Source organism: Deltaproteobacteria bacterium (assembly GCA_003696105.1).
In the GTDB taxonomy this organism is placed as follows: domain Bacteria; phylum Myxococcota_A; class Polyangia; order Haliangiales; family J016; genus J016.
Genome location: RFGE01000359.1, coordinates 1 through 15085, shown reverse-complemented (window position 1 = coordinate 15085; position 15085 = coordinate 1). Strand labels below are relative to the sequence as shown.

Sequence of the window (15085 nt, the reverse complement as noted above, 5' to 3'; positions counted from 1 at the left end):
CGGCGGTCGCAGATCGCGACCGCAGCCGGTGGCTACGCGCAACCGCCAGCTAGCGACCGTACAGTCCGTAGGTGACGTCGTGGTCGTAGCAGACGACGGGCGCGCCGTCGCAGCGCGGGTCGTCGCCGATCTCCGGCGGGACGACCGCCGACGCCCGGTCGGGCGCGGCCGCGCCCCAATGCACCGCCACGCGGTCGGCCAACAACCGGTAGCGCACCGGCCAGTAGCGCCCGAGCAGCGCGTCGGCCCCGTCGCCGTACGCCCATCGAATTCGGACGACGAACGACGAGGACGCGGGCGTGTCGGATGCGACGTCGAGGCCGAGCACCTCGCCGCCGACCGACCTCACGCCGGTGACGACCCCGCCCTCCGACAGCGCGACGCCGGCTCCGCGCTCGGCCCGCAGCGCCAGCTCGCGGAACAGCATCAGCTCGGCCGACGGGTCGATGTCCGATGCGAGCGCGTCGAACACCTCGCCCCGGCGGATGTCGTAGACCGAGAACACGTCGGCGCGAAACGGGGTGGTCGGGTTGTCGATCCACGTGTTGCTGCCGGCGAGCCGCAGGCGGTCGAACCGGCCGCCGGGCACGTACGCGTCGGTCGCACACAGCTGGGCGGCCGTCGCCAGAAACGGCGTCACTTGGGGGTACGTGACCGGCGAAAACCGACCCGACGGGATCGGGTCGAGGATCGACCGGGTCAACGCCGTCTGCAGCGCGTCGCGATCGGCGGCCGAGACGAACTGAAACATGCACGGCCACGGATTCGGGCTCTGGTAGTCGAAGTCCAGGTCGTCCGGAAACAGCATCCACTCGATCACGCTCACCGCGTGATACAGCGTGCGCCCGCTTTGCTCGACCTCGCTCATATACGACACTTGCGCGCGCACGACCCGCTCGCCGCGCGCCAGGTCAATCGGGTCGACCAGGTCGACAGCACCGCCATGTTCGCGCAGGTCCGCCCACTGGTCGGGCACGTGCTCCTCGAGCAACTGCTCGATATAGGGCGACAACTCGGCGCCGTGGCCGAAATGCAGCACGAGCCCCCCGACCTCCACGGCCACCGAGTACAACCCGGTCTCACCGGGCACGAAGCCGTCGCGCGGTCGCAGGTCGAGTTCGACGCGCCGCAAGGTGACGCCCTCGTCCTCGACCGTGTACCACACCCCGTTGGCCAGCGCGGTGGGCGCGTCGACGCCGCACACCTCGCCCGGGTCGCACACGCCGTCGCCGTTGCCGCCCCCGACGCCGACGAGTTCGACCGCCGCGCCGTCCGGCACGATGTGGACGAACCCGTTCGACTTCCAATCCCCCTCGGCGTGGCCGGTAAACGGCGGGACGACCGTACCCCACGGTCCGATCTCCGCGACGTACGAGTGCGGCCCCGCCTCCACGAGCAGGTGCCCGCGGTCGTCGACGCGGTGCGCAAACGGCAGCGACACCGTGCGGCCCGCCGGGCCGCCGTCCGCGCCGCCCGGTTCCGCCGCGCCGCCGCCCCCGGCGCAGGCCGCCAGCGCCGCCGTCGCGGCCGCCGCGAGCCGCCGCCGTCGGCGCGCGCGCAGCCTCGCTGCCCTCCCGGCGCGCTCGCCGCGGCCCGGGCCGACCCGCGCTCGCGGGTGCGCGTCGGCTGCGCGCCGGCCCCGCGCCGTCAAGCTCTGCTCCGTTGGCGTCCCCACGGCGTACGAATCGGCCGGCCGGTGGCCAACTGGACCCCGCGCGGCGCGCCTCGGCAGCTCGCACCGCCCAGGCGCGTCGCGCATTCCGGCGTCCGCCGGTCGGGCCACGCCGCGCCGGGGTGTGTATGATGCCCGCGATGAAGCCGACTCGATCTCGATGGGCCCTCGCGGCCGCGGCCTTGGCGACCGCCGCGAGTGGGTGTGGCAAGCGGTCCGACGACGCGGCGAACACGGCCAGTGGCAAGCCCGTCGCCGGCGGCGCCGCGGCCACCGTGACGGCGGCCGCGGCCAGCGATGCGCCCCGGCGCGGCGGCCACATCGTGCTGCCGTCGAACGAGCCGCGCGACCTCAACCCCGCGCTCACCACTCGGTTCGACCGGATCACCCCGGTGGTGTTCGAGGGGCTCGTCGGCGTCGACGCGGCGATGAAGCTCACGCCGCGGCTGGCCGAATCGTGGGAGCAGACCGACGGTGGCAAGACGCTCACCTTCCACTTGCGCAAGGGCGTCAAGTGGCACGACGGCGAGCCGTTCACCGCCGCCGACGTCATCTTCACGCACAAGGTCATCCGCGACAGCAAGCGGGAGACGGTGTGGCGCGCACACATGGATCGGATCGACACCATCGAGGCGCCGGACCCGCACACCGTCGTGGTGCACTACCGGAAACCCTACGGCCCGGCGCTCAGCAGCTGGACGGTCGGCATCATCGCGGAGCACGCCTATGGCGGGGACGTGGCGAAGGCCAGCGATCCGAACGGTCCGCACGGCGTCGGCACCGGCCCGTTCCGGTTCGCGCGCTGGGAATCCGGCCAGCGCATTCTGGTCGAAGCGAACGACGACTACTGGGCCGGCCGCCCCAACATCGACTCGATCGAGTTCCTGCTCAACCCCCGCGCGACCGACCAACTCGGCCTGCTCAAAGCCGGCAAGCTCGACTTCGCCGAAATCACCGACATCAACGAATGGGTCCGCGAGGTCAACCAGCCGGAGTTCCGCGACAAGTTCGAGGTGGCAACGGAGGTCGAGTCGCGGTTCCGCCTCATCGCGTGGAACGGCTTGCGGAAGCCGTTCGACGATCCGCGGGTGAGGGTCGCACTCACGCACGCCCTCGACCGCCAGCGGGTGATCGAGGATGTTCTGCTCGGCCAAGCGCAGCCCCTGTCCGGTCCGTTCTTCCCGACCATGTACGGCGCGGACCCGCGCATCGCCCCCTACCCGTTCGACCTGTCGACTGCGGTGACGATGCTCGACGAAGCCGGCCTGCGCGCGAAGGACGGCAAGCGGTTCAAGATCGAACTGATCGTTCGCGCGTCGGAGCGCACGCCGACGATGGACGAGATGCTCGCGATCTTCCGCCACGATCTCGCGTCCATCGGCGTCGACCTCGACATCGCCTATCTCGACTCGCGTACGTTCTTCGACCGCATCCTGTTGCTCGAGTTCGACGCGGCGCTGTTCGGTTGGCTGCCGTCGATCCCGGACCCGGACCCGTACGAACTGCTGCACTCGAGCCAGATCACCGGCGGCCCGAACTTCGCCGGGTTCTCCGACCCGCGCGTCGACGAGCTGCTCGACAAGGCGCGGTCGACCGCCGACCGCAGCGAACGCAAAGCGCTGTATCACGAGGTCCACCGGCTGGTCCACGAGCAGACGCCGTACACGATGCTGTACGCGCCGTACGGCCACTACGCGTGGAACCGGCGCGTGCGCGGGCTCAACCCGCGCGACATCGGCGCCACACCGCGATTCCCGGGTGTGGCCCGGTGGTGGGTCGCCCGCTGACGGCCAGCGCGGGGTCAAGCCGCGAACCGCCGCGCCGCGGAGCCGTCGTCGAGGACGGCGCGCGCGCGCGCGGCGGCGTCCGCCGGGGACGCGGCGCGCCCGGCGAACCACAGAATCGACGCCGCGGCGTACACGAGCGCATCCCGCGTCGGCCCGAGCGCGCCCGCAAGTGCCGCGCGCCCGGCGCGCGCCGCCTCGCGCGCGATCGCGGCCGCGCCCTCGCAGCCCGCCGGCAACGGCGGCGCCCGGTCCGCACCGGTGATCCCCACGTCGGTCGCGGCCACCGCGACCGGCGCCGGCGGATCGCCGGGCGCTCGCCAGCCGACGCCGACGGTGCCGGCGTTCAGCGGCGGGATGACGCCGCCCTCGACTCCGCGCACCGCGATCGCCGCCGCGTAGCCCGCGTCCGCCGCGAGCTGGACCAGGCGCTCGCCGTAGTCGCGGTGGACGAAGCCGGCGACCGCGATCGTGCGGTCGGCGCGCACGGGTCCGTGCAGCTTGTCGACGACCGCGAGCAGCGGCCGCTTGACGATCGCATCGCGCACGGGCGCGAGCGCGGCCAACTCCGGGTGCGACCGGTCCAGATCGACGAACGCCCAGCCGATGTCGGGATCGGCAATCCGCGCCGCCGCGTCCCCTGGCGACGCATCGACGACCGCGCCGGCCGCCTCGAGCACCTGGCGGATCGTCGCGCCGCGCTTGGGCGGCAGCGATCGCGGCCCGTGACACACCGCCGGTAGGCCGCACGCGGCGAGCACGGCCGGCAGAAACGGCGACGCGGGAAGGTGCCGCAGGAAGCCATCGTACGGATCCGCGAGGTCGACGAGCGCGGCGACGCGGGCCGCCGCCCATCGCGCCCGCGCTCGCACGGCGGCGAGCGCCCCGCGCAGCTCGTCGAGCGTCTCGCCCTGGACGCGCAGCGCGATCAGCAGCGCACCCGCCCGGACCGGATCGGCGTCGTCGCTCAAGATCGCGTCGATCGCGTCGTACGCTTCGGCCGCAGACAGGTGCTTGCCGAGCCGCGGGCCGGCCGCCACTCGTTCGAGATAGCGCCGCAGCCGCTCGTCCGGCGCCGCCATGGTTCGGTTGTAGCACGCGGGGGTGGACGCTCGGCGCGGTCCTTGGCGGGGGTCGTGCGGCTGCGCCGCTGGATGCGGCACGTCGCCGGGCGCCGCGTCGTCACCGCGACAACAACAGGGCGGCGATCGCCACCGCGATCGCCACCGCCACGATCGTGCCGGCGATGGAACCGCGTCGCGACCGCCGCGCGCCGTCGTCGAGGCCGGTGACCGCGCCCGCCACGTCGCGGAAGCCGCCGCGCAACCCCGCGATGACGCCGCCGCGCCGCGCCGCGCGCGACTGCCGGCCGCGCCGCTTCTTCTTGGACTGCGGCGGCCTCACCTTGCCCTTTGCGCGCACCACGGGCGGAGTGTAGCGCACGGTGCGCCTGCGCCGGGCGCCGGTGACGCGACGTCGCCACGCGCCACGGCACACGCCCGGCCCCGCGCGGGTGGCCGCGACGCCTCGGTCACGCCGGCGCGCCGGCGGCTCGCAGCGCCGCGACCTGCGCGCCGAGGCGCTCGACCGCATCGACCGTGCGGGCACCGTGCCAAAACAGGTCCTTGCCATCGCACGGGACGGCGGGCACGCCCAACGCCGCGAACCGGTCGGCGTCCGCCGGGCCAAACGCGTACGGCTCGTCCGGCAGCAGCACGACGTCCGGCGCGCGCGCCCGTACCTCGTCGAGCGTCACCCGCGGATACCGCACGTCGCGCTCGCCCGGGTCCGCCGGCGCGGCGTTGCCCAGGTCGGCGGCGAGCGGATAGCGGCGCGTGCGGTCGGAAAACACGTTGACCGCCCCCGCGAGGCGCAGAACGTCGCTGGCGTACGTGTCGCCGCAAAACGTCATCAGGGGATCCAGCCAGATCGGCGCGAACACGCGCAGCGGACGGGCCGATGCGGCCTGCGCCTCCGCCGCCCGCAGCGCGGCATAGCCGCGGCGCAGCAGGCGAGTCGCGGCCGGCTCGCGCTCCACACCGAGGGCGCGCGCGATCCGCGCGACGTGCGCGAGCGCATCCCCGGCGCGGCGCGGGAACGCGACGAGCACGGCGATGCCGGCGCGTGCGAGTCGCTCGAGCGGCGCACGCGCGTTCTCCTCCTGGTTGGCGAGCACCAGGTCCGGCGCGAGTTCGACGATCCGATCGACATCGGGATTCTTCGTGCCGCCCACCGTCGGTATCCCGTCAACCGAGCCCGCCGGCTCGACGCAGTAGTCGGTGCGCGCGATCAGCCGGTCGCCGGCGCCGAGCGCGAAGATCGTCTCGGTGTCGCTCGGCACGAGCGACACCACGCGGCGCGGTGCCCGCGCGAGCCACAGCTCGCGGTGTCGGTCGTCCACGATCTTGATCATCGCCGGCAGCGTAGCCCGACTCGCTCGGGCGCACACCCGGGCGGACGTGGTAGCTTGACCGGGCGATGGCCACACCCCCCACCGCACCGGCCGACGACCCGCGGCGCCCGGTGTCGCCCGACGAGGTCGCCCGCATCGCGGCACAGCAGCTCGGTGACCCGGACCTGGAAGCGAAACTGCGCGAACTCACCCCGGAGCAGATCCGCACGTTCATCCTCGCGCTCGAAGCCGCCAACCGCAAGCGACGGCTCCTGTTGCTCGGTTACCTGAGCGCGCTGGCGAGCATCGTGCTCGGGCTGGTGGTCGCGTTCATCGTGTGGGCCCGCCACGAGCCCGGCACATTCGTCGGCTGGGTGTTCTTCGTGCCGCTCGGCCTCGCGGGCGCGGCGCTGTACGGCTTCGGCCGACTCGCCAATCGGATCGACATCCGCGTCGGCGACGTGCGGATCGACACGCGTGGGCGCCCGGTCGACCGCGACAAGGCCGATCGAGCGGACGGCGTGTGATCGCGCGCCTGCGCGGCGCCTTCGAATCGTTTACACCACAACCTACACGGCCACGGCGACGCCGTCGTCTTCGTCGGGAACCAACCCTTGCGGTCCGACGAAGAAGTCCTCGACGAGCAAGGCCAGGCACTCGGCGTCCGACAACGGGGCGCCGTGTGCTCGGCGAAGCTCCTCGAAGCGCTCGTACAGCGCCCGCCGCTGCCGCGTGTCCAGCCTGAGCTCGAACCGGAGCAGGCCGTCGCGCGTCAAGCGTGCATCCATGGAACCCAAGCATACACCTCGCGTGTGACAACGCGCCAGATCGGCGCCGGCCGCGGCGCGCGCACCGGGCCTCGCGACGCGACTGCCCGTTCGCGCGAACCGTCCGCGGGCCGGGATCGCGCAGCGTGCCGCGCGCGTCGCGCCTCGCCCCGCGCGCGGCGCCGCCGGCGAGGCACCGACGACCGCCGCAACCGATCCGGTCGACCGAGCGTCCGCGACCGCGCGAGCGGTGTACGCTCACGGTATGCGCACATCGAGGTTCCAGACGGTCGCCCGCTTCGCCCTCGCGGCACTCGCGCCGGCCGCGCTCGCGGCGTGCGGCGGAGGCGGCGACGACGACGACGACATCGCTGCAGGCGACGCCGCCCCCGTCGACGCGCCGGTCCCGGCCGCCGACGCACCGATCCCGGACGCCGCGCCGCCCGACGCGCCGGTCGCGCCGTTCTGCACGCCCGCAACCGGCGCGTCGCTCGCCCTCGTGCCGGTCGTGACCGGCCTGTCGCGCCCCGTCTATGTCACCGCGCCGGCGGGCGACCCGCGGCTGTTCATCGTCGAGCAAGCCGGGGTCATTCGCGTCGTCGCCGACGGGACGCTGCTGGCGGAACCATTCCTCGACATCCGCGGACGCGTATTCGATCGCGGAAACGAGCAGGGCTTGCTCGGCCTCGCGTTCGCGCCGGACTTCGCGACGAGCGGACTGTTCTACGTCGACTACACCGCCCGCGCCGGCAGCGGCGTCAGCGACGGTGACACCGTGGTCGCCGCGTTCTCCGTCACCGCGGACCCGAACGTCGCCGATCCCAGTTCGGAGCGGCGACTGCTCACGATCGCGCAGCCGTTCGGCAACCACAACGCCGGCTGGCTCGGCTTCGGGCCGGACGGCTACCTGTACGTCACCAGCGGAGATGGAGGCAGCGGCAACGATCCGCAAAACAACGGACAGAAGCTGGACACGCTCCTCGGCAAGCTCCTTCGCATCGACGTGCGCGGCGGCGACCCGTACGCCATTCCGCAGGACAACCCGTTCGCGGGCGGCGGCGGCCGCCCCGAGATCTGGGCGTACGGCCTGCGCAATCCGTGGCGCGTGAGCTTCGACCGGATGACCGGCGACCTGTGGATCGGCGACGTCGGCCAGAACACGGTCGAAGAAGTCGACTTTCAACCGGCCGGCGCGGCCGGGGGCGCCAACTACGGGTGGCGCATCTACGAAGGGTCGACGTGCCGCCCGGGGGAAACCAACTGCAGCGAACCGGCCGGCTACGTGCCGCCGTTCGTCGAGTATCGCCACACGGGCGGCCGCTGTTCCATCACCGGCGGCTACGTCTACCGCGGCGCGTGCCTGCCGGACTACGCGGGCGCCTACTTCTACGGCGACTATTGCACCGGCGAGATCTTCACGGTTCGCCAGGCGGGGGGCCTGCCCGATGGCGACCCGGTCGACGTGACGGACGACCTCGCGCCCGACGGCCTGCTCGCGAACGAGCTGTCGAGCTTCGGCGAGGACGCCTACGGTGAGCTGTACGTCACCGCGCTCGACCGCGGCGTCGTGTATCGGATCGAGGCCGAGTGAGCCGGTGGCCGAGCCGCTGTCGCGCCGAATCCCGTTGGACACCGGCCTGACCCTGCACGTCCTGGAGTGGGGCGCCGGTGACGCGAGCCTCGACCACACGGTCGTCCTGGTGCACGGCTTCCTCGACCTCGCGTGGAGTTGGGCGCCGGTCGTCGATGCGGGCCTCGCCGGTCGCTTTCACGTGGTCGCTCCCGACATGCGCGGGCACGGCGACAGCGACCGCGTCGGCGCCGGCGGCTACTACCATTTCCTCGACTATGTGGCCGACCTGCACGCGCTGTTGCCGGCGGTACGGCGCGCGCGGCTGTCGCTCGTCGGCCACTCGATGGGCGGCAGCATCGCGAGCTACTATACCGGCGCGTTCCCCGACGCGGTCGACCGGCTCGCGCTGCTCGAGGGCGTCGGCCCGCCGGAATCCGCCGACAGTGCGCCCGAGCGCGTGCGGCAGTGGCTCGCGGGCGTCGCGCGCGTGCGTGCGCGCGCGCACCCCGGCTACGCGACGATCGACGAGGCGGCGCGCAGGCTGCGGGCGCACGACCCGCTGCTCGACGAGCCGCTGGCCCGGTTCCTCGCCGCGAAGGGAACCGCCCGGGGCGACGACGGTCGCTACCGGTTCAAACACGACCCGCTGCACGTCACGCGCGGGCCCTATCCGTTCCGCGTCGCCACGGCGGCCGAATTCTGGCGCCAGATCGCGTGCCCGGTGCTGCTCGTCGAGGGCGCGGAATCGGCGTTTCGCCTCGCTCCGGACGACCTCGAGCGGCGGTATGCGTGCTTCGCCAACCGGCGGCGCGTCGAACTCGCCGGCGCCGGCCACATGATGATGCGCCACCGCCCCGCGGAGCTCGCCCGCGCGCTCGCCGACTTTCTCGGCGACGCGAGGCGCTGACGCGAGACGCTGACGCGAGTGCCGTCGGCCCGTCTCGCGCCGAACCCGCCCGCGAGCGCGGTGTACAATGGGTCCGGCGCCGGTGGCGGACGACCCGAACGACGACTGCGTGAAGACGTCCTACTTTGGCGACGTAGTCATGGACGGTGCGGACGTCGCGCTGATGGACGGCGGCATCCACGGGGTGCAGGGACACTCGCTGTACGTCGGTCCGGGGCGCGGCGCCCGCTGGCAGCGGAGGGTCGATGGCCTCGCTCCAGGGCGTCGCCGGCGCGGGGACGCTGGAGCTGTCGGCCGACGAGCGCGCGTGGCTCGACGAGCAGATCGCGCGGGCGCGCGCGCTCGCCGCCTCCGGGGCCACGCGGTTTTTCGGCGACGGTCCGCCGGCGCCGCCCCGGTGGGTGTGGGCGATCGCGCTGCGATGCGCGGGCGGCGTGCGGGTACTCGAGGGCGGGGGGCGCGACACGCGGTCGGCGCCGCCCGGCCTCGCGCCCCTGCTGGCGTGGCTGCGCGATCGCGTCGACCGCGAGGCGAACGGCCGCCCCGCGCGCAGGCGCGGCGGACTGCGCGAGGCGCTCGCGGCCGCTGCGCGCGGCGTCGCGCGGGCCGCGCGGTTCCGGCGGTGACGCGCCCCGACGTCGAGGAACGTCCGACCCGCCGCGCGGCGCGCGGGTCACGGGCAGGTCGTGTCCACGGACGTCGTCGTCAGCGTGCCGTCGAGCGCCGTGTCGCCGCCGCTGTTGCCGCACAGCTGCCCGAGCGTCAGCGTGATGTTGCCCGCGCCGACCTCATCGCCATCGCGCGCCTCGATGCCCACGCCGGTGTTGCCCGTGACGAACACCTCGATGCCGGTGACGTCGCCGGCGTCGACGCGAATGCCGCCGGTGGAGCACGGTACGTCCTCCCGCAGCGGCACGCCGGTCGCGTCGAGGCGCCAGCGCGGGCACGTGGTCCCGCCGCCGTTTCCGGTCACGCGAGTCTGCCAGGTCACGCCGGTGACCGCCGACTCGGGCAGCCAGACGTCGCCGGTGAGCACCGCGACGCCCGCGGCGGCGTTGTCGCGGATCGTCACGGTGTCGAGGCCGGTCACGTCGCCCTCCTCGACGCGCACGCCCTCGGCGGCGTTGCTCGCGATCTCGCTGGGCCCGAGCTCGAAATGGACCGGCGCGATGTCGGGCACATCCTCCCCGACGACGAACGCGATCCCCTCGCCCTGGTTGCCGATCACGGTCGCGCGGTCCACCTGTAGCTCGTCCGAGGTCAGGATGCCCGGCCCCTGGTTGTCGCGCACCTCGATCAGGTCGACATGGCTGCGCGGCGTACCCGACGTCGGATCCCAGCCGAGGATCGCGACGCCGCCGCCGGCGCACGGCACCGACGTGGCGGTCGCGTTCGGGCCCGCCGCCAGCGTCCAGCGCGTGCACTGCGCGCCGCCGCCGTTGCGCGCGACGACGTGGGGCGCGGTGCGCGCGCTCGCGCCATACCCACCGAGGTAGACCTGGCCCACGTCGGTGATGATCCCCCAGCCGCCGTTGTCGGTCACGGTCGCGGCGGTCTCGTCGAAGTACACGCTGCCCGATTCGGTCTCGATGCCGGAGCCCGCGTTGCCGGACACGACGAGGTCGCCGTACAGGGAGTCGAGCCGGATTCGCGCGTCCGAGTCGTCGAGCGCCTGGACCGTGATGCCCGGCCCGTCGTTTCCCGACACCTCCACGTCGTCGACGCGCACGGCGGCGTTGGCGATCACGCCGGGGCCGCCGTTGTCGCGGATCGTGGCGTGCTCGAGCGCCACGCTGCGATCGGCCTCGTCGTCGTCGTGGGCGACGAGCAAACCGCCGCCGGTACAGCCCGCCGCAGTGCCGTTGTCGGCGATCAGCGACCGCGTCTCGTCGCCGCCGAACGCGACGACCCCCGCCGCGATCAGCCCCCAGCCGCAGTTGCCGGTGCTCACGACCGCTGCGTCGCGCGCGCGGAGCCCCCCGGCGCCGATGTCGATGCCGTCGGCGCCATTGTCGCTCGCCTCGAGCACGCCGTACGACACGTACACCCGCGTCGCCACCGGACCGTCGGCGTCGACCTGCAGGCCCTGCGCCGCGTTGCCGGCGACGACGACGTCGGCGACCTCGACGCTACCCTCCACGGACACGCCGGGGCCGCCGTTGTCGCTCGCGGTGACGTTAGCGGCGCGCAACTGCGCAGGCGCCGCCGGGTCGCCGACGAGGATGCCGCCCCCGGGGCAGCCGGCGCCGTTGCGGCTGAGCTCGCCGTCTTCGACGCGCACGTCCGCGGCGGCGCGCACGCCCCAGCCGCAGTTGTCGACGGCGTCAACGCCCGACAGCACCACAGCGCGGCGAGCCACGATGCCGTCGCCGGGCATATTCGCGATCACCAGCCCCGACACGACCACGTCGTCGGCGTCGATCACGAGGCCGGCGACGTCCCCCGACAGTGCCGATCCGTCGACCGTCCCGTTGCCGCGCAGCTCGAGCGACGACGTGATCGCGGGCAACGGGCGCGTGAGCGCGGTGGTCTGTGCGGACGCGTAGGCGACCACGTCGCGGCCCGCCAGCGCGTTGGTCTCCTCGAGCGCGGCGCGCAGCGTGCACTCGCGGTCGGCGCCCACGGTCGCGCCGGTATCGCAGCGCCCGTCGCCCGGCGCGACATCCGACGTGTCGGCGCCGCTGTTGACCTCGAACGGCTCCCGGCACCGGTTGACCGGCTCCGTCGACACGACGTAGCGCGCCTCGCGCACCCCGGGCGCGCCCGCAACGTGGGGCACGTAGTAAAATTCGCCGCGCGGTCCGATGTTCACCACCTCGTGCGGATCGGCGTTCGGATCGATGCCGCTGCGCGCGCGCAACACGTCGTGAAGGTCGCCGGCGCCGTTGGGTCGTCCGGGCGTCTCGTCGATGATCTCCATGGTGTCGCCGTCGGCGTAGCGCACCCAGTAGCCCTCGTAGCCTTGCGACGACCCGGGCCCCGACGGCCCCCACGTGTACATGACGACGGTGCAGTCGTAGCCGACGGCGAGGTTGCGGATCTCGTCGGGTACCTCGCCGGCGAGCGCGTCGACCTGCAGCAGCGACGCGAAGTCGGTGAGCTTGCGAATCGCGCCGTCGGAGTCGATTCGGAACAGCTCGTGCACGTTGCCCTCGACTGTGCTCGCGAAGTAAATCGCGCCGTCCTTCGCGCACACCCGCGGCAAGACCCCGCCGGTGACCGGGACGCCGTCCACGGTGACCGCCCCGTCGAGGTCGTTCGTCGTTGGCGTTCCCACGACCTTGTACGCGAACCGCTGCGTCGCGCCGGTGGCGATGACCGCCGCCAGGGTCGTGCCGTCGGAGTCGAAGTCGACGAGAGACTCGCCGTTGGCGACCAGCACGCCGCCGCTGCACTCGATCATGTCGGTCGCCAGGCAGTTCGCAATGCCCGCGAGCGGATCGACGCTGAGCCACGCGAAGCCATGCACCGTCCCGGTGGGGTCCTCGACCGCGACCTCGACCACGGCGTTGCCCAGCGGACCGGGCCTCACGCTGCGGACCTCGGTCACGATCGCCGGCGCCGACGGGTCGCCCGTGGGCAGCGTTTGCCCGGGCGCGACGACGAGCTCGATCGGGCTGCCCGCCCGGGGCTCGCGCACGAGGATGCGCGCCGGGTCGTCGGCCAGGGTCACGAACGCGTACAGTTCCCCGCCGGAGCCGAGGCGCTCGCCCGAGATACCGGACACCGGCCCCGACAGCGCGCCCAGCGACAGCGGGTCGCCTTGCAGCATCACCGTGTGGATGCCGCCGTTGCCGTCGGAGCGGAACAGCCCCAGGCGAACCTCGAAGGAGTTTTTGCGCACCGACCCGCGAAACGCGATCGGCCAGTCGGGGTCGTTTTGCACGCCCTCGTCGGGGACGACCGTAAACGAGTCCAGGCGCAGCTTCTCGTCGGGCGCGCGCGGCACCGACTGTCCTTCGACGGCGAGCACGCGGTCGTCGATCAACGACACCAGCGCGACGGCGTCGCCGTCGGGCGTCGACACGGTGCGAAAGCCCGGAAAGTCCCCGTCGTAGGCCAGCGGGTGGTCGCGCACCTCGAACGTCTCCTCGCGCAGCACGCGCAGATCCGCCTGGCACACATCCGGCGAGAACGTCACCGGGCGGTCGTCGTCCACGGCGGCGCCGCCGTCGGGTCCCGCGTCGGCGCTCGACCCCCCGTCCGGGCCGGCCTCCTGGCCACCGCCGCACGCCGGTGACAGCGCCGCGAGCCCCACGACACACATGATCGACGCCCCGCCGAGCCCCCGGCGCGCGCCCCCCCGATGACCATGGCACATTCGTTAATCGTCGCATCCCGCGGCGCCCGCGGTCAACGCGACCTGAGGCGCCGCCAGGATTGCTCAGCGAGCGCGGCGAGCACGGCCCGGCCGCGCACTTTCTCGCAGCCGCGCATCGGCGGCCGCCCGGTCTCCGTGCCGCGGCGGCTGCCGGTCGGGCAATCCGCGCGCTGTAGCGGTCACCCGCGTCGCGGCCGCCCGCCTCGTCGGCCCCGTGCGGGTCGGCCTCACCGCGCGAGCGCGTGCCGCGCCCGCCCGACGCGCCGCCACCGCAACCAGACCGGTGCTGAGGAAGGGACTCGAACCCTTACGCCAAAATGGCACCAGATCCTAAGTCTGGCGCGTCTACCGGTTCCGCCACCTCAGCGCGATGCGTTCCTTTATCCGCAACGCGCCCCGCTTTGGTCAAGTGCCGCAGCGGCAGGCTGCCCGATAAGATGCGACCCGGGGCTGCCGCCGTCGTGCGCGGCGGCCGAGCGCCCGCGTCGCCCGATGCGCGTGCGAGCCCGCGCTGGCGCGCTCGGCGCGGCCGCGTGCGGCGACGCCGACGCGGGAGCCCGACCCGCCCGCGAGCGAGCCCCGGCGGCAGGCGCACCGGGCCGTGCGTCGCCGGCCGCCGCCGACAGCGGCGCCTTCGCGTCGGCTACACCGGGCCCTCGCCCGCTGCGCGCCGCGCACCTGCGTCGCGACCCGCCTACGCGGACAGGTGCGCGTCGATGAGCTTCGCGAGCTTGGGCACGGCCGCGGCGACGTGCTTTTGCGCGGAGTCGCGCATCTTGCGGTAGTACTTGGCGGCCGTCTTGTGCTTGGTCTGGGCGGCGCGCTCGTCGGTCACCTTGAGCAGCTCATTGGCCACGTCGTCCGATCGCGCCGTCAGGTAGTCGGCGAACGAGGTCGCCCCGCCATTTCGCCACGCCGCGTAGTACGGCTCGAGCTGGGCCACCCAGTCGTCGAGCAACGCGTCGACCACGTCCTTGATGAACCCCGGCTTGATCGCCTTGATGCCGGCGTAGGCGGTGCGCAGCGCGACGCCGCTGAGGCCGCCTTTCGACTTGACCTCGGCGTCGATGAGGTCGACGCACTCGGTGACGATCTGCGGGCGAGGCGGGTCGGTCGTGATCTGCTCGGCGAGCGTGGCGGCATGTGACATCGGGGCGGCACTCTACACGCACGCCCGCCGCCGTGTCCACGGTACGGAGCGCCGGGCGACGCTCCCGCACCGCGCGGCCGCGGCCGCCGGCCCACCGCGCCACTACGGCTGCAGGTCGACGCCGTAGCGCGCGCACCGGCGCGCCATCTGGACCCGGTCCTTGCGAGACGCCAGCTTGTCGAAGTACTCGCGCGCCATGTCCGGCTCGCCCATCAGGCAGCTCGACGACACGACGATGCGCAACATGCGCGTCTGGCGCGGATAATCGCGCAGCACGGCGAGGGCCGCGTCGCGTGCGCCCTCGTAGTCGGCGTGGTCGTACAGCTCGTGCGCCGCCGCGATCCGCTCGCGCAGCTCGCCGGCGCCCCCTTTGGCCCCACCGATCGACTCGGCCGCGACCGTCGGCTGGACGAACCGGGGAGAAAACGTGCGGCGCCCCACATCCTCAGGCGGGGAGGCGGCGGGCGCCGGGCGCGCGCGCACCGGCGGCCTCGGAATCGACGGCGGCGGCGGCGGCGG

Annotated in this window: 13 protein-coding genes and 1 tRNA gene; 5 read left to right on the top strand and 9 right to left on the bottom strand. The window is 73.5% G+C overall.

Going from position 1 to position 15085, the window contains the following annotated elements:
- Window positions 1-49: 49 nt before the first annotated feature.
- The gene (locus D6689_22270) at window positions 50-1651 is read right to left on the bottom strand and encodes a hypothetical protein (GenBank protein ID RMH36574.1); all 1602 of its coding nucleotides are present in this window, start codon (window positions 1649-1651) and stop codon (window positions 50-52) included.
- A gap of 149 nt (window positions 1652-1800) precedes the next feature.
- Between D6689_22270 and D6689_22265 the strand changes: the two genes are divergently transcribed.
- On the top strand, window positions 1801-3459 hold the full coding sequence (locus D6689_22265) for a hypothetical protein (protein ID RMH36573.1): 1659 nt from the start codon (window positions 1801-1803) through the stop codon (window positions 3457-3459).
- Between the two features lie 14 nt (window positions 3460-3473).
- On the opposite strand, the gene D6689_22260 is transcribed toward D6689_22265, so the two are convergent.
- The 3 genes from D6689_22260 to D6689_22250 all read right to left on the bottom strand — a co-directional run bounded on the left by D6689_22260 (window position 3474) and on the right by D6689_22250 (window position 5869).
- Window positions 3474-4538, bottom strand: coding sequence for an anthranilate phosphoribosyltransferase (locus D6689_22260; protein RMH36572.1), 1065 nt, complete (start codon window positions 4536-4538; stop codon window positions 3474-3476).
- Window positions 4539-4638: 100 nt separating this feature from the next.
- Complete coding sequence (locus D6689_22255; protein RMH36571.1) at window positions 4639-4881, bottom strand: hypothetical protein; 243 nt, start codon at window positions 4879-4881, stop codon at window positions 4639-4641.
- A gap of 106 nt (window positions 4882-4987) precedes the next feature.
- Window positions 4988-5869 carry an ABC transporter substrate-binding protein gene (locus D6689_22250; GenBank protein ID RMH36570.1) on the bottom strand — a complete coding sequence of 294 codons (882 nt, stop codon included), beginning with the start codon at window positions 5867-5869 and terminating at the stop codon, window positions 4988-4990.
- Window positions 5870-5934: 65 nt separating this feature from the next.
- On the opposite strand from D6689_22250, the gene D6689_22245 reads away from it, so the two are divergent.
- Entirely contained in the window at window positions 5935-6375 is a 441-nt protein-coding gene (locus tag D6689_22245) for a hypothetical protein (protein RMH36569.1), read from the top strand.
- Between the two features lie 42 nt (window positions 6376-6417).
- Here D6689_22245 and D6689_22240 read toward each other — a convergent pair whose 3' ends face one another.
- A complete protein-coding gene (locus D6689_22240) occupies window positions 6418-6624 on the bottom strand; it encodes a hypothetical protein (GenBank protein RMH36568.1) in 207 nt (68 codons plus the stop codon).
- Between the two features lie 358 nt (window positions 6625-6982).
- On the opposite strand from D6689_22240, the gene D6689_22235 reads away from it, so the two are divergent.
- The 3 genes from D6689_22235 to D6689_22225 all read left to right on the top strand — a co-directional run bounded on the left by D6689_22235 (window position 6983) and on the right by D6689_22225 (window position 9721).
- Window positions 6983-8206, top strand: a complete 1224-nt coding sequence (locus tag D6689_22235) for a glucose dehydrogenase (protein ID RMH36582.1) — start codon at window positions 6983-6985, stop codon at window positions 8204-8206.
- Window positions 8148-9095 (top strand): alpha/beta hydrolase, encoded by a 948-nt coding sequence (locus tag D6689_22230; protein ID RMH36567.1) that lies wholly within the window; start codon window positions 8148-8150, stop codon window positions 9093-9095. The genes D6689_22235 and D6689_22230 overlap by 59 nt, the downstream gene beginning before the upstream one ends.
- A gap of 245 nt (window positions 9096-9340) precedes the next feature.
- Window positions 9341-9721, top strand: coding sequence for a hypothetical protein (locus D6689_22225; protein ID RMH36566.1), 381 nt, complete (start codon window positions 9341-9343; stop codon window positions 9719-9721).
- Window positions 9722-9768: 47 nt separating this feature from the next.
- Here the strand turns inward: D6689_22225 and D6689_22220 are convergent, their stop codons facing one another.
- The 4 genes from D6689_22220 to D6689_22205 form a co-directional block, all read right to left on the bottom strand.
- Window positions 9769-13353: a hypothetical protein gene (locus tag D6689_22220; protein ID RMH36565.1), complete on the bottom strand. Its 3585-nt coding sequence runs from the start codon at window positions 13351-13353 to the stop codon at window positions 9769-9771.
- Between the two features lie 344 nt (window positions 13354-13697).
- Window positions 13698-13783 (bottom strand) — tRNA-Leu (locus D6689_22215).
- A 327-nt stretch (window positions 13784-14110) separates the two neighbouring features.
- The gene (locus D6689_22210; GenBank protein ID RMH36564.1) at window positions 14111-14566 is read right to left on the bottom strand and encodes a hypothetical protein; all 456 of its coding nucleotides are present in this window, start codon (window positions 14564-14566) and stop codon (window positions 14111-14113) included.
- A gap of 102 nt (window positions 14567-14668) precedes the next feature.
- The coding region (locus D6689_22205; GenBank protein RMH36563.1) for a hypothetical protein at window positions 14669-15085 on the bottom strand (417 nt) is incomplete at its 5' end.

Bases quoted from the DNA above. Each gene is read 5' to 3' on its own strand.
- D6689_22265 (RMH36573.1), top strand. From the start codon at position 1,801: ATGATGCCCGCGATGAAGCCGACTCGATCTCGATGGGCCCTCGCGGCC.
- D6689_22260 (RMH36572.1), bottom strand. From the start codon at position 4,538: ATGGCGGCGCCGGACGAGCGGCTGCGGCGCTATCTCGAACGAGTGGCG.
- D6689_22250 (RMH36570.1), bottom strand. From the start codon at position 5,869: ATGATCAAGATCGTGGACGACCGACACCGCGAGCTGTGGCTCGCGCGG.
- D6689_22245 (RMH36569.1), top strand. From the start codon at position 5,935: ATGGCCACACCCCCCACCGCACCGGCCGACGACCCGCGGCGCCCGGTG.
- D6689_22225 (RMH36566.1), top strand. From the start codon at position 9,341: ATGGCCTCGCTCCAGGGCGTCGCCGGCGCGGGGACGCTGGAGCTGTCG.
- D6689_22210 (RMH36564.1), bottom strand. From the start codon at position 14,566: ATGTCACATGCCGCCACGCTCGCCGAGCAGATCACGACCGACCCGCCT.